The organism is Streptomyces sp. NBC_00016, assembly GCF_045040885.1.
In the GTDB taxonomy this organism is placed as follows: domain Bacteria; phylum Actinomycetota; class Actinomycetes; order Streptomycetales; family Streptomycetaceae; genus Streptomyces; species Streptomyces coriariae.
This window is the reverse complement of sequence record NZ_CP108304.1, coordinates 1,270,739-1,287,805: the sequence shown is the minus strand read 5'-3', so window position 1 is coordinate 1,287,805 and position 17,067 is coordinate 1,270,739. Positions and strand designations below refer to the sequence as shown.

Sequence of the window (17,067 nt, the reverse complement as noted above, 5' to 3'; positions counted from 1 at the left end):
GGCCAGGCCAAGAGACTCGCAAGCGGACGAGGGTCGTGGACAGTCACGCCTGTCACGACATCCCTGTGCGGAACGCACGCGTAAAGACATGTTCGGTCCGTTTCGAGCACGGCCGGCGCCCTTACCCCGGATCGCCCGCACGAAGCGGCCGCAGGGGCTGCGCGGGGGCACCTTTGGCGCTGTAATGGCGGACGTGGTCGATGAGGGTGCCGCGGAGCGCAGAACGGGGCCCCTGCGTGCCGAAATCGCGCTGAAAACGATCACAGCCGATCCAATCTCACCCGAACGGGTGAGGCGCACGCTCGAACAGGCACTCGTTTTCGCGGGCGCGGTCCTCGCCGCGGTCTACACACCCGGCGGGGACGGCGACCCGCTCCGGCTGGTCGATTCGGCCGGCGTGCCGAGGACGCTGTACGGACTGCGCGAGAGCTACCCGCTCGACGGCCACTCGCCGGCCGCCGACGCCCACCGCGCCGGCCGGCCGATCTGGCTGGGCCCGGCGGAGCTCGCCGACTGCGCGGAGGCGCGCCGGATGCCCGCCCGCGACGTCCACCTGGCCGTCCTGCCCGTGCACGGCGGCACGGGCGGCTGCCTGCTCGCGGTGAGCGAGCGCCCCGGCGGCTTCGGCGCCGAGGAACGTGCCTGCCTGGAGCTCGTCGCCGAAGCCGTCGCCCTGCCCGCACCCGCCCTTCCCGCCGAGGACGGGGAACTGCGTCCCCACGCCTTCAGCCTGGCCATGGACACCGGCCGGGTCGAGGTCGGCGACGCGCTCCTGGAACTGTTCGGGCTGAGCCGGGACCGGTTCGACGGCCGGGTGGAGACGCTGCTCGGGCTCACCGTCCCCGAGGACCTGCCCTCGCTGATGTCCGTCGTCGAGGCCGGTCACATGTCGATCGGCGAGCGCGAGCTGGAGTTCCGCGTCCTGCAGCCCACCGGGCCGCCGAGGTGGCTCAGGCTGCGCGGCCGGCTGCTGCCCGGCGACGGCAGGCCGGCGCGGCTCGTCGGCACCGTCACGGACGCCTCCACCCTGCGCGGCGAGGTCACCGACGTCGCCCGCGTCCAGCGGCTGGCCGCCGCGCTCGCCACCGCGGGCACCGTCAGCGACGTCGGCCAGGCCGTCGTCGCCGCGCTGCGCAAGCCGCTGCGGGCCGACCGGATCGCGCTCGCCGAACTGGAGAACGACCGGCTCGTGGTCACCGTCCTCGACCCGCCCGAACCCGAGTCCTGGCCCGAGCTGTGGCAGCTGGAGTGGCGCGCCGAGTGGCCCGACGCGCCCGTGCGCGCCATGCCCACCCTCGCCGCCGCCCTGCGCGAGGGCCGCGCCCGGATCTGGCCCGCCGGCACCGCCCTGGAACCGGCCCTCGCCGAGGTCGGCCCCGGCGGCCTCGCCGTCCTGCCGCTGTCCGCCGGGGGACGGATGGCCGGCGTGTGTCTGATCGGCTGGGACGAGCCGCACGACTTCGGCCCCGACGAACGCGCCCTGCTCACCGCCTCCGCCGGCCTCGCAGGCCAGGCCCTGACGCGCGCCCGCGCCTTCGACGCCGAACACGAACTCGTCGGCATGCTCCAGCGCCAGCTGCTCCCGCGCCGCCTGCCGGAACTCCCCGGCGCCGTCGCCGTCGCCCGCTACCTGCCGGCCACCGCGGGCCTCGAGGTGGGCGGCGACTGGTACGACGTGATCCCGCTGTCCGACCACCACGTGGCCCTCGTCATCGGTGACGTCCAGGGACACAGCGCGGGCGCCGCCACCCTCATGGGCCAGATGCGCACGGCGCTGCGCGCCTACGCGGCCGAGGGCCACCCGCCGGACGTCGTGGTCTCCCACTCCAACCGGCTCCTGATGGAGCTGGAGACCGACCTCTTCGTCACCTGCTGCTATGTCGACGTCGACATGGAGGAGGGCACCGCCTGGTGCGTACGGGCCGGACACCCGCCACCCGTCCTGCGGTACCCGGACGGATCGACCGACATCGCCGAGACGGACGGCGGCCCGCCCCTCGGCGTGGTGACCCGGGCCGAGTTCCCGATGACCCCGCTGCGCCTGCTGCCCGGCACCGTCATCGCCCTCACCACCGACGGCCTCGTGGAGTCCGCCGACATGGACATCGACACCGGCCTGGACCGCCTCGCCCACGAACTGGCCGTGTCCGACCCCGCCCACCTGGGTCTCGTCGCCGACGCCCTGCTCGGCAACGCCCACCGCGGCGACGACGTCGCCCTGCTCCTCATGCGCTACGACGGCATGGCCGTCAAACCCCTGCGCGAGGGCTGGACGGTGTGGCGGGTGCCCGAGGCGGCCCGGCAGGCCCGCCGCTTCACCCGGCGCACCCTGCGCACCTGGGGCGTGCCCGCCGAGGCCATGGACACCGCCCTGCTCGTCGTCTCCGAACTGGTGACCAACGCGCTGGTGCACACCGACGGCCGGGTCCGCCTCGACCTCGTCCTGATCGGCCACCGGCTGCGCGTCGCCGTCACCGACGCCTCGCCCCGCACCCCCGTCAAGCCGACCAGTCTGGGCTGGGAGGCCACCGGCGGCCGGGGCATCCTCCTCGTCGAGGCCATGTCCGACGCCTGGGGGACGGTCCCGGTCAGCGGCGGCAAGCAGGTGTGGAGCGAATTGGCGCTGGACCACTGACCCGCCGCGCGGCCGCGTGTCCCGGAGCACGAACGGGGTACCCGCCGCCCATGGACACCTTCGCCTCCGCCGTCCTCGCGGCATCCGGAAAGTCCGTGCTGGCCACCGTCGTCTTCATCGTCGTCGGGATCGTGCTCGTCGGCGGTCTGATCTGGGCCTTCCGGCTCGGTATCAAGGTCCGGGCCCGCGAGCCCGCGCCTCCCAAGCCGCACGAACAGCCCCGCAGGCCCGGCTCCGGCCCGGCCCACGAGACGCGCCGCGCCCGCGAGCCCAACGAGATGCCGCGGGCGACGGACGAGAGCGAACGCCTCACCCCGCACGAGCTGCGGCCCACCGGCAGCCGGGACAGCGCCGACCAGCACCGCCCCCGTTGGGATGAACCGTCGTGACCGCGTACGTCCAGGAGAAACCGGCGACCCGCCGGGCCGAGACCGGCTGGGCAACGGCCCGTCGGCTGCGCCGCGCGGCGTCCGCGCCGCGCACCTGTCTGGCGGCCGTGGCCGTCCCCGGGCCGGTCGCCGGGATGCAGTCCGGCCCGGAATGGAACATTGTCAGGGGTGAGGACTGACCGGCAGACGGTCGGCGTGAGCGAATGAATCGGTTGCCGCCGGGCGGCCGGGGCTGGAGTGAGGCTGATGAAGGCTCTCGTGCTGTCCGGCGGCGCCGGGACACGCCTTCGACCGATCACCCATACCTCCGCCAAGCAGCTCGTACCGGTCGCCAACAAGGCCGTGCTGTTCTACGGCCTGGAGTCCATCGCCGCCGCGGGTGTCACCGAGGTCGGTGTGATCGTCGGTGACACCGCGCAGGAGATCCGGGAGGCCGTCGGCGACGGCTCCCGGTTCGGCCTCGACATCACCTACATCCCGCAGGACAGGCCCCTCGGCCTCGCCCACGCGGTGATCGTCGCCCGTGACTTCCTCGGCGAGGACGACTTCGTGATGTACCTCGGCGACAACTTCATCGTCGGCGGCATCACCGACCTCGTCGACGAGTTCCGCAGGACCCGGCCCGACGCCCAGATCCTGCTCACCCGGGTCCCCGACCCCCGCGCCTTCGGAGTCGCCGAACTCGACCCCGCGGGACAGGTCGTGGGCCTCGAGGAGAAGCCCGCGCACCCCAAGAGCGACCTCGCCCTGGTCGGCGTCTACCTCTTCACCCCCGCGATCCACGACGCCGTACGCGCCATCGGACCGTCCCGGCGCGGCGAGCTGGAGATCACCGACGCCGTCCAGCGCCTCATCGACACCGGCGCCCGGGTGCGGTCCACGATCATCAAGGGCTACTGGAAGGACACCGGCAACGTCGTCGACATGCTGGAGGTCAACCGGACCGTGCTGGAGGGCGTCGAGCGCCGGATCGACGGCGAGGTCGACGAGGCCTCCGAGACGGTCGGCCGGGTCGTCGTGGAGGCCGGCGCCCGGGTCGTGAACTCGCGCGTGGTCGGGCCCGTCGTCCTCGGCGCGGGCAGCGAGGTCCGCGACTCCTACATCGGCCCCTTCACCTCCGTCGGCGAGAACTGCCGGATCACCGACAGCGAGCTGGAGTTCTCCATCGTGCTGCGCGACTCCTCCATCGACGGGGTGGGCCGCATCGAGAACTCCCTGATCGGCCGGCACGTCGAGGTCACCCCGGCGGCCGGTGTGTCCAGCGCCCACCGGCTGGTTCTCGGCGACCACAGCAAGGTACAGATCCACACATGAACCTCCTCGTCACCGGGGCCGCCGGATTCATCGGCTCCACGTATGTGCGCGGCCTGCTGGCCCGCGACCCCGACGTGCGCGTCACGGTCCTGGACAAACTCACCTACGCCGGCAGCCGCACCAACCTGCCGGCCGGGCATCCCCGGCTGGAGTTCGAGCACGGCGACATCTGCGACGCCGACCTCGTCGACAAGCTGACGGCCGCCGCCGACCAGGTCGTCCACTTCGCCGCCGAGTCCCACGTCGACCGGTCCATCGACGGCGCGGGCGCCTTCGTCCGCACCAACGTCCTCGGCACCCAGACGCTGCTGGACGCGGCCCTGCGGCACGGCGTCGGCCCGTTCGTGCACGTCTCCACCGACGAGGTGTACGGCTCCATCGAGACCGGCGCCTGGACCGAGGACCACCCGCTGCGCCCCAACTCCCCGTACGCCGCCTCGAAGGCCTCCTCCGACCTGATCGCCCTCTCCTACCACCGGACCCACGGCCTCGACGTCCGCGTCACCCGCTGCTCCAACAACTACGGCCCGCACCAGTTCCCCGAGAAGCTGATCCCGCTCTTCGTCACGAACCTCCTGGACGGCGAGCAGGTCCCCCTCTACGGCGACGGACGCAACGTCCGCGACTGGCTGCACGTCGAGGACCACTGCGCGGCCGTCGACCTCGTCCGTACCGTGGGCCGCCCCGGCGAGGTCCACAACATCGGCGGCGGCACCCAGCTGAGCAACCGCGAGTTGACCGGTCTGCTCCTCGACGCCTGCGGGGCCGACTGGGACCGGGTCCGGCACGTCGAGGACCGCAAGGGCCACGACCTGCGCTACTGCGTCGACTGGACGAAGGCCCGCACCGAGCTCGGCTACCGGCCCCGCCACGACTTCGCCACCGGTCTCGCCGAGACCGTCGCCTGGTACCGGGACCACCGCGACTGGTGGGAACCCCTCAAACGCACCGCGCGGTTGCCATGAGATGGCTGGTCACCGGCGCGGGCGGCATGCTCGGCCGGGACACGGTGGAGGAACTGGCCCGGCGCGGCGAGGACGTGACCGGCCTCGACCGCACCGGCCTGGACATCACCCGGCCCGGATCCGTGGCCCGGGCGTTCGCCGCGCACCGGCCCGACCTGGTGGTCAACTGCGCCGCCTACACGGCCGTCGACGACGCCGAGACCGACGAGGCCCGCGCGCTGCTGGTCAACGGCGAGGGGCCCCGGCTGCTGGCCGCCGCCTGCGCCGCGCACGGCGCCCGGCTGGTCCATGTCTCCACCGACTACGTCTTCGACGGCGCGGCCCGCGCCCCCTACCGCGAGGACGGTCCACCGTCACCCCGCACCGCCTACGGCCGCACCAAGCTGGCCGGCGAGCGGGCCGTCCGCGCCGTGCTCCCCGACGCCGGCGTGATCGTGCGCACCGCCTGGCTCTACGGCGTCCACGGCCGCAGTTTCGTCCGCACCATGCTGGAACTCCAGGCCCGCCGCGACACCGTCGACGTCGTCGACGACCAGCGCGGCCAGCCCACCTGGAGCGCGGACGTCGCCGCCCGTATCGCCGATCTGGGGCCGAAGGCCGGCCGCGGCGCGACGGGCGTCTTCCACGCCACCGCGGCCGGCGAGGCCACCTGGTACGACCTGGCCCGCGAGGTGTTCCGCTCGCTCGGCGCCGACCCGGACCGGGTGCGCCCCACCACCGGCGACGCCTTTCCCCGGCCCGCGCCCCGGCCGGCCTACAGCGTCCTCGCGCACGGCCGGTGGCAGGAGGTGGGTCTGTCGCCGCCACGGGACTGGCGCACCGCCCTGGGGCAGGCACTTCCCCTCATCCGCAAGGCGTCCTTCGACACGGTGTCCCTCAAGGAGTCCCTTCGTGAAACGCCATGAGTTCCTGCGGGAACTGCACAAGGCCACCGCCAACCGCAACTACCTGGAGATCGGCGTCAACGACGGCCGCAGCCTGCGGCTGTCCCGGGTGCCCAGCATCGCGGTCGACCCCGCGTTCAAGGTGACCACGGAGATCCGCTGCGACGTCCACCTGGTGAAGGCCACCAGCGACGACTTCTTCGCGCGCCGCAACCCCCTCGCCCACCTCAAGGGCGGCCGCCACCCGCTGCGCAACCTCGCCCGGGCTCGCCACCCCCTCGGTCACTGGCGCCGCACCACCCTCGACCTGTCCTTCATCGACGGCATGCACCTGTTCGAGTACGCGCTGCGCGACTTCATCAACGTCGAGCGGCACTCCGACTGGTCGAGCGTGATCGTCCTCGACGACATGCTGCCCCGCGGTGTCGACGAGGCCGCCCGCGACCGGCACACCACCGCCTGGACCGGTGACGTCTACAAGCTCATCGAGATCCTGTCCCGCTACCGCCCCGACCTGGTGGCCGTCCCCGTCGACACCCAGCCGACCGGACAGCTCGTCGTCTTCGGCGCCGACCCCCGCAACCCGGTGCTGCGCGAGAAGTACCACGAGATCATCGCCGAGTTCGACGTCCCCGACCCGCAGAAGGTCCCCGAGGCGGTCCTGGAACGGGTGCGCGCGGTGCGCCCCGAGACCCTGCTGCGGGCGGGCTTCTGGAAGCCCCTGGTACGGGCCCGCAACCGTGGTCTCGACCGCTCCCGGGGCTGGGAACCGCTGCGCGGAGCGCTGGAGCGGGTGACCGTCAGCCGCTGACCCTCAGTTCCCGGTAGCGGGCCCGGCAGGAGGCGTACGACGGCAGCAGCCCCGACGCCTCCGCCCGGGCCAGCGACGGCGCCTGCGCGTCCTTCGGCGACAGCACCGGCTCCACGCCCCGCGGCCAGTCGATGCCCAGGGCCGGGTCGAGCGGGTGCACCCCGTGCTCGTGCTCGGGCGCGTATCCGGTCGAGCAGAGGTAGACCACGGTGGCCTCGTCGGTGAGGGCGAGGAAGGCATGGCCGAGGCCCTCGGCGAGGAACACCGCGTGCCGGGTGTCGTCGTCCAGCCGGACCGCCTCCCACCGCCCGAACCGGGGGGAGCCCACCCGCAGGTCGACCACCACGTCGAGCACCGCCCCGCGGACACAGGTGACGTACTTGGCCTGCCCCGGCGGCACGTCCGAGAAATGCACCCCGCGCAGCACGCCCCGGCGGGAGACGGAGCAGTTGGCCTGGGCGATCCCCAGGTCGTACCCGGTGGCCTCCCGGAACTCCGGCGTCCGGTACCACTCGTGGAAGCTGCCCCGCCCGTCCGGGAAGACCTTGGGTTCCAGCACCCAGGCGCCCTCGATGTCCAGTGGCCGCATGTCGTCACTTCCTCCGGGGAGTGATGCTCTGCAGTGCCCGGTACAGCGCCCGTCGCACCCTGCGGGCCAGCCGTCGCACACCGGCGGGCTGGGGCGCCGGCACCACGAGGACGCCGTCCGACGCGACGTGCAGGGCGAAGGGCAGCGGGTGGAAGCGCGCCCCCTCCGCGTCCGGGGTGAGGCAGACCGTCGTCAGCCAGGTCCTGCCCAGCAGATCACCGACCGGCAGGACGGCCGCGAGGCGGCCGCCCGGCGAGAGCGTCCCGAAGACCTCGCGCGAGCCGCCGGACTTCGCCCCCGTCAGCCGCAGCAGCACATCGGCGGCCTCGGGCACGTGCAGCGGCAGGACCACGTGCAGACGGTCCTCCGCGACGGCGACGTCCTCGGCCGCCACGCGGCCCAGGCCCAGCCGCCGGCCCGCGTGCCCGACGTCCAGCGCCAGGCTCGCGTACCGATCGGTCCAGTACGGCAGCACCACGCGCCCCGCGACCACCCCGGCGGGCGGGACGGGACGGCCGTGGCGGGGCGCCGGGCCCAGCCGCAGCTCCTTCGTCCAGCCGCCCAGGCCGACGCGCACGAACACGTCCCACAGCCCCTCGCCCGCCGGCCCGCCGCTCAGCGCGGTGGTGGGATCGATGGTGGCGGTCGCCCGCAGGACGAGCCGCACCCGGCTGCCGTCGCCGGCCGGGACCGTCTCCCGGACCACGTCCACCGGCTGGAAGTACTGCGCCGAGCTGGCCCGCTCCCGCAGCAGCAGGTCGGGCGCGGCCCGGTCGAACCGGCCCACGGTGTCCGCGCCCAGCCACCGGACCGCCTCGGCCACGTCCCGCGGCGGCCACTGCGGGGAACCCCCGGCGGACGGGAAGGTCATCGGCCCGCCGTCGTGCGTCAGCTCGGCGGCGAAGGCGATCCGCAGCACGCCGCCCTGCCAGGTGACGTCCTCCGGGTCGACGGCGAGCCCGACGCCCGCCTCCCACTCCGCGAAGGCGACGACGTCGTCGTAGCGTCCGTCGGCGGCCAGCGCGGCGACGACCCGCTGGGTGGGCTGGAGCGGTGCCGCCACCCCCGGCCCGAACCGCTCGACGACGACCGAGTGGATCTCCTCGAACAGCTCCCTGCGGTAGTCCTCGGGCAGGCCGAGGAAGCGTTTGCCGCGCAGCCGCTCGACCATCTCCACGCGCAGCCACCGCCGGAACAGCTTGTCGCGCAGCGGACCCGGCTCGGTGTACCGCTCGACGACGTCGAGGGCCTCCCGGAGGTTCTTGAAGTACCCCACCGGGTCGAACCGCTGGAAGCCCGCGTTCGCGGCGTCGTCGCGTCGGACGTGGTAGTAGCAGACGTAGTCGCTCAGCACCGAGACGTTGTCCGCGCGCAGATAGGCCTCGGTGACGAAGACATGGTCCTCCAGGCGCCGCCGCCCCTCGGGAAAGCGCAGGCCGGTGCGGTCCAGGAAGGCCCGGCGGAGCATCTTGTGCGGGGTGAGACTGTCGATCAGCGGCGCGTTGTCGACGGTGGCGTGCGGGCGGTTGACGCGGAACAGCTCCACCGGCACCCCGCGTCCCTTGCCGGCCATCTTGCCGACGACGACGTCGGCGTCGTTCGCGACCCCGTAGGCGTACATCCGCTCCAGGGCCTCGTCGCCGAGGTGGTCGTCGTTGTCGACGAACATCACGTACTCGCCCCGGGAGACGTCGATGCCGACGTTGCGGGGCTTGCCCGCCCAGCCGGAGTTCTCCTGGTGCACGACCCGGATCCGGGGGTCCTCCGCGGCGGCCGCGTCGAGGAGCGCGGGGGTGGCGTCGGTGGAGCCGTCGTCGACGAAGATCACCTCGTACTCGTCCGGCGGGAGCGACTGCCTGAGCAGCGAGGCGAGACAGTCCTCGATGTAGGGACCGGGGTTGTAGACGGGGACGATGACGCTGACCTTGACCGGCATCGGGCTCCTGGCCCCCTTGCTGGATCGCTCTGCCGTGCGCGGGACGGAGGGTGCGCGTGGCCCGATGCTAACCCCGGCGCCGACGCCCCACCTGTCCGGATTGGTCCGAGTCGGGGATTTTGTAGTCTGACGCCGTGCGCCTGCTGATGATGTCCGACACCCACCTCCCCAAGCGCGCCAAGGCGCTGCCCGCCCCGCTGCTCGACGAGCTCCCGCACGCGGACGTGGTGATCCACGCCGGCGACTGGGTCGACACGGACACCCTCGACCTGCTGGAGCGCCGCAGCCGCCGGGTCGTCGGCGTGTACGGCAACAACGACGGGCCCGAGCTGCGCGCCCGGCTGCCCGAGGTCGCCTTCGCCGAACTGGGCGGACTGCGCTTCGGGGTCGTCCACGAGACGGGTCCCGCCCAGGGCCGCGAGGCCCGCTGCGCCGCCCGCTTCCCCGACCTGGACGTGCTGGTCTTCGGCCACAGCCACATCCCCTGGGACACCACCGCCCCCGGCGGACCCCGGCTGCTCAACCCGGGTTCCCCTACCGACCGGCGGCGTCAGCCGCACTGCACCTACCTGACCGCCACCGCGGCCGACGGACGGCTCACGGACCTCGTCCTGCACCGGCTGCCACCGCGCCGATGACACAGAACCGGGCCGCGCCCGGCCAAGAGGGTCGGGGGCGGCCCGGAACTTGCGAGTGTGCGTTGCTTCAACGGACCTCCTTCCTTCGCGAGACGAAGGACAGAGGACATGCATGCCTGTCCGTTATGGGCGCGTACCCCGTCCGCGCGCGCCTCACACCTCCTCGCGGTAAACCGGAGCGAAAGGCGGCCGGCTCACCTCACCTCGCGCGGTGGATCGCCCCGGCCGTCGCCGTCAGCGGAGCCCCGCTGCCGCCCCAGCGCAGCGCGACGATCTCGGCGGCCACCGACACCGCCACCTCCTCGGGCGTACGGGCCCCCAGGTCCAGCCCGACCGGTGAGCGCAGCCGGGCCAGCTCGGCGTCCGTGAGGCCGGCCTCGACGAGTCGCGCCCGGCGTTCGTCGTGGGTGCGGCGGCTGCCCATCGCCCCGATGTACGCGGCCGGCTGGCGCAGCGCCACCTCCAGCAGCGGCACGTCGAACTTCGGGTCGTGGGTCAGCACGCAGACGGCCGTGCGGCCGTCGGTGTCCGTGTCGCGCAGATACCGGTGCGGCCACTCGACGACCACCTCGACGCCCGGCGGGAAACGCTTCGGGGTGGCGAAGACCGGCCGGGCGTCGCACACCGTGACCCGGTAGCCCAGGAAGTCGCCGATCCGGGCCACGGAGGCCGCGTAGTCGATCGCGCCGAACACCAGCATGCGCGGCGGCGGTGCGAAGGAGTGCAGGAACACCGCGACGGCGTCCTCCCGCCGCTGGCCGCGCGGCCCGTAGTGCCGGACGCCGGTGAGGCCGAGGGCGAGCTCGCCGCGCGCGTCGGCCGTGACGGCGGCGTCCAGCCCCTCCGTGCCCAGCGTGCCGCGGGTCCGGTCCGGCCAGACGGCGAGGGTGGCCCCGCGTGGTGCGGGTCCGTCGGTCACCGTGGCCACCGTCACCGGCTCGCCCGCGGCGACCGACTCCGCGACGGCGCCGAACGACGGGTCGAGGCCGGGCGTGACGGGGCGGACGAGCAGCGTGATCTCGCCGCCGCAGGTCAGTCCCACGGCGAAGGCGTCCTCGTCGCTGTAGCCGAAGGTCTCGAGACGGGCCGCCCCGTCGGCCACCACCTCCCGGGCCAGCTCGAACACCGCGCCCTCCACGCAGCCCCCGGACACGCTGCCCACGACCTCGTCGTCCGGCCCCACCGCCATCGCCGCGCCCGGATCGCGCGGCGTGCTGCGGCTGACGGCGACCACGGTGGCGAGCCCGAACGGCGCACCGGCCGCGTACCACCCGTTCAGCACCGGGAGAATCTCGCGCACGATCGGTTTCCTTCCGGCCGCGACGGCCGAATCGGCCGTTTCCCCTGAACGGTAATCCGCCGCTGTGCCGCCCGCCGGTCCGCACCGCGCGGGACACCTGGTGAAGCGGCGGAGCCGGGTTGCCAACTGGGTTGACGGGGAATGAACTTACTCGCGGGTCAGAAGGTATTGACGGTGTCCGGAAATCACCGGACTGTAGTGGACATGCCGAATATCCGGGCACGTCTGCTCGCTGTTCTGGTGGTCCTCTGCGGACTCTGTGGCTTCCTGACGGTGGCGGGCTCCCCGACCGCCGGCGCGGCCACGCTCCCCGACTCCCTCTCCTTCGACGGCACGGCGCTCACCGTGTCGGGCGGCCGCTTCCTCGACGCAAGCGGCCGCGAGGTCGTACTGCGCGGCTACAACGTCTCCGGCGAGACCAAGCTCGCGGAGAACAAGGGCCTGCCCTTCGCCTCCGTCGCCGACGCCAAGAAGTCCGCCACGGCCCTGCGCGCCCTCGGCGGCGGCAACTCCGTCCGCTTCCTGCTCTCCTGGGCCTACGCCGAACCGGTGCGCGGCCAGGTCGACACCACCTACCTGGCCGCCGCCACCGCACAGATGGGTGCCTTCCTGGACGCGGGCATCCGGGTCTACCCCGACTTCCACCAGGACCTCTACTCCCGCTACCTGTTCAACTCGGGCAGCTGGTACACCGGCGACGGCGCCCCCGCGTGGGCGGTGGCACTGGGCGGCTACCCCGCCGAGTCCTGCGGCATCTGCTTCCTCTGGGGCCAGAACATCACCAACAACGGCGCGGTGAAGGCCGCCCAGTACGACTTCTGGCACAACAATCACGGTCTCCAGGACTTCTTCCTGGCCACCGCCCAGAAGACCATGGCGTACCTCAAGGCGAACCTCACCACCGAGCAGTTCAACGGCGTCCTGGGCTTCGACCCCTACAACGAGCCCTACGCCGGCACCTACGACTCCGGCCAGAACAGCCGCACCTGGGAACGCGACCTGCTGTGGCCCTTCTACGTGAAGTTCCGGGCCCGGATGGACGCGGCCGGCTGGACCGACAAGCCGGCCTTCGTCGAACCGAACCTCTTCTGGAACGGCAACGTCAGCAAGGAGGAGGGCGGCCTCCTCGACGCGGGCACGCTCGGATCCCGCTATGTCTTCAACACCCACTTCTACGACCAGAAGGCGATCTCCGGGGTCCTGATGTGGGGCAACGCGGAGGACGGCCAGTACGTGACCGACTTCGGCACGGTCCGCGACCGGGCGTCGGCGGCCGGGACCACGGCGATCGTCAGCGAGTTCGGCCACCCCCTGAACGGCACGACCGCCGGCAAGGCGCCGACCGTCGTGAAGGCGATGTACCAGGCGCTCGACTCCCGGGTGAAGGGCGCCGGTTGGTGGACCACCCCGGCGGCCTCGGGTCCGGTCCTGTCCGGTTCGCAGTGGCAGTGGGACATCTACAGCGGCCGTCACCACGAGCTGATGAACGGCAACGCCGACAAGGTGCTCACGACCGGTGACGCCTGGAACGACGAGGACATGTCCGCCGTACGCCTGGACGACAGCGGCACGGCGACCCTCCGTCAGGACGCCCGGCTGCTCGACCGGGTCTACCCGAGCGCCACCTCCGGCACCACCGTCGCCTTCACCTACGAGGACCGCTCCCGCGACGGCTCCACCACCCTCACCTGGAATCCGGTCCCCAGTTCCCTGCCCAACACGAAACAACTCGTCGGCACCGGCCAGTACGGGCTGCTGGTGTGGCGTTCGAACGGCGGCACGGCACCCACCGAACTGCACCTGCCGGCCTCCTTCCCGACCGCCACGACGACCGTCGTCTCCGACCTCGGCACGGTGTACGCCCCGCCCGCGTACACGACGACCACGAAGATCGCCGCGGCCGCCGAACCGGGCGGCACGGGCAGCCGGCGCCTGCTGCTCAGCGCGCCGGACTCGGGCACCGTGCACTACGCCCTGGTCACCAACGGGGCGACCGCACCGTCCGCGACCCTGCTGGCCGCCGCCCGCACGGAGCTGTCGGCGTGGGTGACCCAGAAGGTGGGGTAGCCCCACCGGCACGACAGCACGACAGCAGGGGTGGGTGGCGGTGACCGCCACCCACCCCCCCCGTGTCCGACAAGTCGTCAGCCGGCGCTTGTTCCGCTCCAGTTCGCCGCGACATGGCCGATCCGGACCCGCTGCGGATGGTCGCCCACCGGCACCGACACGACCTTCTGCCCGGTCGCGAAGTCGATCGCCGTGACCTGGTCGGCGCCGCTCTCGGAGATGACACAGCTCCTGCCGTCGCCGCTGACCGTGGCCCAGTAGGGCTTGGAGGCGGTGACCAGCGGGCCCTCCTGGAGGGTCGCGCGGTCGACGACCGTCGCGTAGTCGTCCATCGTGCCCGCCACGCACAGCTTGCTGCCGTCGGGACTCATCGAGATGCCGTGGTGGCGCGAGTCGTTGACGAAGGTGGTGCGGTCGTCGCTGGTCGCCGGGTTCTTCGGCAGGGTCTTCGTCCGGGTGATGCGGTCCGTGGCGAGGTCGTACTCGAAGAAGCCGTTGAAGAACGAGACCTGGAAGTACAGCTTGGACTCGTCCGGTGAGAAGACCGCCGGACGCACCGCGTCCGAGTAGTCCGTGAGGCCGATCGCGTCCAGTCGCTGCCGCATGTCGATGACCCTGACCTGCTGGTACGTGGTCGCGTCGACGACGGTGATGCGCCGGTCGCCCTTGGTGAAGTCCTGCCACGGGGCGTCCTGCGAGGTGTTCACGTCTCCGATCGACATGTTGTAGATGTACTTGCCGTCCTTGGTGAAGATGTTCTCGTGCGGCTTGTCGCCGGTCTTGAACGAGCCCAGCTGCCTGCCGGTGCCGATGTTCAGGACGTGCACGGTGTTCGAGATCGACGCGGAGACCGCGACCCGGGTGCCGTCGGGCGAGACGGCCATGTGGTCGGAGCGGTAACCGGACACCGGGAAGCGCCAGTTGATGTTCCCGGTGGCCAGGTCGATGGAGACGACGTCGGCGAAGCTGGGCCGGGAGACGACCACCGAGGAGCCGTCCGGCGTGGTGTACATGTCGTCGACGAACTGGTCGTGGCCCTCGCCGACACCGTTGCGGATGGCCTGGAAGTAGATCCACTTGATCGGGTCGGCGTTGATCTCCGCCATCCGGGCGCTCTTGTCGGGGATCACGTTGATCCGGCCGACCTTGGCGAAGTCACCACCGGACTTGATGACGTCCGCGGTGCCCTCCCAGTTGTTGCCGACGAAGAGCACCTCGCGCAGGGCGGCGGCGGTCGGGGCGTCGGAGACGGCGGTGGCGGCGGTGGCGGGGGCGGTGACGGTCAGGACGAGGGCGGCGGCTACGGAGCAAAGGTGCCTGGATCTGAAGGCAGGCATGGCTGCTCTCTCCTCTGGGGGCGCAGGTGTGGGGGCAGGGCGGAACAGGTCCGCCCAGTCTGAACACGGAGGCATTCAGACTTTACTTACTGGAAAGTAAGGAAGGGGGGCCCTTCGCCACAAGACTCCGTACACGACAAAATTGGCGGCGGGGGAGCACGGAACGACGAGGGAGGGTCAGTGGCGGGCAGGCTCAGGGCGCCGACCGGCCGTTACGGCGGCAAGACCGCCGAGCAGCGGCAGGCCGAGCGGCGCGGGAGATTCCTGGCGGCGGCGTTGGAGCTGTTCGGGGACATTCCCGGCTACCGCGGCACCACGGTCGCGTCGCTCAGTGAGACGGCAGGTCTGTCGACCCGCCAGTTCTACGAGGAGTTCCGCACCCTCGAGGACGTCCTGGCCGCGCTGCACCTCCAGGTCAACGACTGGGCCGAGGAGGCGGTCCTGGCCGCCTTCGCCGCCGCCCAGGACATGCCGCTCCTGGAGCGGGTCACCGCGATCTTCCGCGCCTACGCGGCCGACGTGACCTCCGACCCGCGCCGCATCCGGATCACCTTCGTGGAGATCGTCGGGGTCAGCCCCCGGCTGGAGGAACAACGACTGGCCCGCCGCGCCCGCTGGGTCGACCTCATCTGCGCCGAGGCGTCGGCGGCCGCCGCCCGCGGCGAGGCGGCCCCCCGCGACTACCGCCTCGCGGCGACGGCCTTCATCGGCAGTGTCAACGGCCTCCTGCACGACTGGAGCGCCGGGTGGGTGGACGCGACCCTGGACGAGGTGGTCGACGAACTGGTGCGCCAACTGCTGGGGATCCTGCGCCCCCCGGGGTGGGCGCCCGAGCCGGCCTAGCCGCTCCCGGCCCAGCCGCATTTGCCCGGCCGGCCGGGCGGGCCGGACGACAGCCGCCCCACGGCCTCCACCACCCGTCCCACCCCGTCCTCCGCGCGCACCCGGGTCCCCAGTTCCCCGGCCCGCTCGCGGAAGCCGGGCTCCCGGGTGACCCGCAGGAGCGCGGCGGTCAGGGTCTGCGCGGTCAGCCGGCGCAGGGGCACCGGGTTCGGCGCCACGCCGAGGTGGACCAGGCGGGCGGCCCAGAAGGCCTCGTCGAACTGGATCGGCACCGGTACGGCGGGGACCCCGGCCCGTACGCCCGCCGCCGTCGTCCCCGCCCCGCAGTGGTGCACCACCGCGGCCGTCTCCGGGAACAGCAGCGCGTGCGGGACGTCGTCGACGGTCAGCATGTCGTCGCCGTCGGCCGCGAGGCCCGCCCAGCCGCGCTGGATCACCCCGCGCAGCCCCGCCCGCCGCAGCGCCCGGACGATCTCGGCGCTCAGCCGCCGCGGGTCGGGCACGGTCGCGCTGCCCAGCCCGACGAAGACCGGCGGCGGCCCGGCGTCGAGGAACTCCCGCAGAGCGGGAGGGAGTCGGGTCTCCCGGTCGTACGGCCACCAGTACCCGGTGACGTCCAGCTCCGCCCGCCAGTCGCGGGGCCGGGGCACCACCAGCGGGCTGAAACCGTGCAGGACCGGCCAGCCGTGCCGGGGCCGGCCCCGCGGACCGGTGCCGGGACGGCGTAGGGCGGGCAGCCCCAGCCGGGCCCGCAGCGCCGGTACGACCGGCGCGAAGATCTGCTCGACGGCCATCGCGACCCCGTGCCCGGCGAGCCGGTTGCCGACCGCTCCCCAGGAGCCGCCGCCCAGTAACGGTGGCGCGAACTCCCTGGTGGCGGCGACGGGTTGGAGGTAGAGGCCGAGGCTCGGCAGGGACAGTCCCGCGGCGATCGTGTGCCCCAGTGGCGCCACCGAGGCGGACAGCAGCAGGACGTCGCTCGCGTGCGCGGCGGTCAGGAGGTCGTCGGTCATCCGCCCCACCAGTGACCGCGCCATCCGGGCCACCCGCAGCAGCTTGCCCGGACCGGTGGTGCTGCGGTGCAGCCCCCGGCCCCGCTCGGACTCCAGCTCCGCCCGCGGATCCACCGGCAGCGCGTGGAAGCCCACCCCCGAGCCGGCCACCAGCGGCGCGAACCGCGCGTGGGTGACCAGGGTGACCTCGTGTCCCGCCCGCACCAGCCCATGGCCCAGCCCCGTGAAGGGGGCCACGTCACCCCGGGAGCCCGCTGTCATGATCGCCACTCGCACGACGGACAGTATGGGGGCGGGTGCGCGGTCCGTGGTGAACGACCCTGCGAAAGTGGCCACTTCGTCGTTG

General features: G+C 72.8%; 15 protein-coding genes. 10 read left to right on the top strand and 5 right to left on the bottom strand.

Going from position 1 to position 17,067, the window contains the following annotated elements; genetic code table 11:
- The first annotated feature begins 184 nt into the window (after positions 1-184).
- The 7 genes from OG933_RS05785 (at position 185) to OG933_RS05755 (ending at position 6,998) form a co-directional block, all read left to right on the top strand.
- A complete protein-coding gene (locus OG933_RS05785) occupies positions 185-2,635 on the top strand; it encodes a SpoIIE family protein phosphatase (protein WP_362519667.1) in 2,451 nt (816 codons plus the stop codon).
- Positions 2,636-2,685: 50 nt separating this feature from the next.
- Positions 2,686-3,024, top strand: a complete 339-nt coding sequence (locus tag OG933_RS05780) for a DUF6479 family protein (RefSeq protein ID WP_362519670.1) — start codon at positions 2,686-2,688, stop codon at positions 3,022-3,024.
- A complete protein-coding gene (locus OG933_RS05775) occupies positions 3,021-3,203 on the top strand; it encodes a hypothetical protein (protein ID WP_362519673.1) in 183 nt (60 codons plus the stop codon). The genes OG933_RS05780 and OG933_RS05775 overlap by 4 nt, the downstream gene beginning before the upstream one ends.
- Before the next feature lie 67 nt (positions 3,204-3,270).
- Positions 3,271-4,338, top strand: a complete 1,068-nt coding sequence (locus OG933_RS05770) for a glucose-1-phosphate thymidylyltransferase (RefSeq protein WP_385249999.1) — start codon at positions 3,271-3,273, stop codon at positions 4,336-4,338.
- Entirely contained in the window at positions 4,335-5,303 is a 969-nt protein-coding gene (gene rfbB / locus OG933_RS05765) for a dTDP-glucose 4,6-dehydratase (protein ID WP_405625721.1), read from the top strand. Before OG933_RS05770 ends, rfbB begins: the two co-directional genes overlap by 4 nt.
- On the top strand, positions 5,300-6,208 hold the full coding sequence (gene rfbD / locus OG933_RS05760; RefSeq protein ID WP_362519682.1) for a dTDP-4-dehydrorhamnose reductase: 909 nt from the start codon (positions 5,300-5,302) through the stop codon (positions 6,206-6,208). The genes rfbB and rfbD overlap by 4 nt, the downstream gene beginning before the upstream one ends.
- On the top strand, positions 6,195-6,998 hold the full coding sequence (locus tag OG933_RS05755) for a class I SAM-dependent methyltransferase (RefSeq protein WP_405625719.1): 804 nt from the start codon (positions 6,195-6,197) through the stop codon (positions 6,996-6,998). The genes rfbD and OG933_RS05755 overlap by 14 nt, the downstream gene beginning before the upstream one ends.
- On the opposite strand, the gene rfbC is transcribed toward OG933_RS05755, so the two are convergent.
- Complete coding sequence (gene rfbC, locus OG933_RS05750; RefSeq protein ID WP_267023041.1) at positions 6,988-7,587, bottom strand: dTDP-4-dehydrorhamnose 3,5-epimerase; 600 nt, start codon at positions 7,585-7,587, stop codon at positions 6,988-6,990. The genes OG933_RS05755 and rfbC overlap by 11 nt on opposite strands.
- A 4-nt stretch (positions 7,588-7,591) precedes the next feature.
- Positions 7,592-9,523, bottom strand: a complete 1,932-nt coding sequence (locus OG933_RS05745) for a glycosyltransferase family 2 protein (protein ID WP_405625716.1) — start codon at positions 9,521-9,523, stop codon at positions 7,592-7,594.
- A 134-nt stretch (positions 9,524-9,657) separates the two neighbouring features.
- Between OG933_RS05745 and OG933_RS05740 the strand changes: the two genes are divergently transcribed.
- On the top strand, positions 9,658-10,161 hold the full coding sequence (locus OG933_RS05740; RefSeq protein ID WP_362266676.1) for a metallophosphoesterase: 504 nt from the start codon (positions 9,658-9,660) through the stop codon (positions 10,159-10,161).
- 199 nt (positions 10,162-10,360) lie between these two features.
- Here the strand turns inward: OG933_RS05740 and OG933_RS05735 are convergent, their stop codons facing one another.
- Positions 10,361-11,461 (bottom strand): XdhC family protein, encoded by a 1,101-nt coding sequence (locus OG933_RS05735; RefSeq protein ID WP_405625714.1) that lies wholly within the window; start codon positions 11,459-11,461, stop codon positions 10,361-10,363.
- 204 nt (positions 11,462-11,665) lie between these two features.
- On the opposite strand from OG933_RS05735, the gene OG933_RS05730 reads away from it, so the two are divergent.
- Positions 11,666-13,528 carry an endoglycosylceramidase gene (locus tag OG933_RS05730; protein ID WP_362519697.1) on the top strand — a complete coding sequence of 621 codons (1,863 nt, stop codon included), beginning with the start codon at positions 11,666-11,668 and terminating at the stop codon, positions 13,526-13,528.
- Between the two features lie 77 nt (positions 13,529-13,605).
- Here the strand turns inward: OG933_RS05730 and OG933_RS05725 are convergent, their stop codons facing one another.
- Entirely contained in the window at positions 13,606-14,865 is a 1,260-nt protein-coding gene (locus OG933_RS05725) for a YncE family protein (RefSeq protein ID WP_362519700.1), read from the bottom strand.
- A gap of 180 nt (positions 14,866-15,045) precedes the next feature.
- Here OG933_RS05725 and OG933_RS05720 point away from each other — a divergent pair, with 180 nt between their 5' ends.
- Positions 15,046-15,708, top strand: coding sequence for a TetR/AcrR family transcriptional regulator (locus tag OG933_RS05720; RefSeq protein ID WP_362519703.1), 663 nt, complete (start codon positions 15,046-15,048; stop codon positions 15,706-15,708).
- On the opposite strand, the gene OG933_RS05715 is transcribed toward OG933_RS05720, so the two are convergent.
- Positions 15,705-16,982: a glycosyltransferase gene (locus tag OG933_RS05715; protein ID WP_405633250.1), complete on the bottom strand. Its 1,278-nt coding sequence runs from the start codon at positions 16,980-16,982 to the stop codon at positions 15,705-15,707. The genes OG933_RS05720 and OG933_RS05715 overlap by 4 nt on opposite strands.
- Positions 16,983-17,067: the final 85 nt, after the last annotated feature.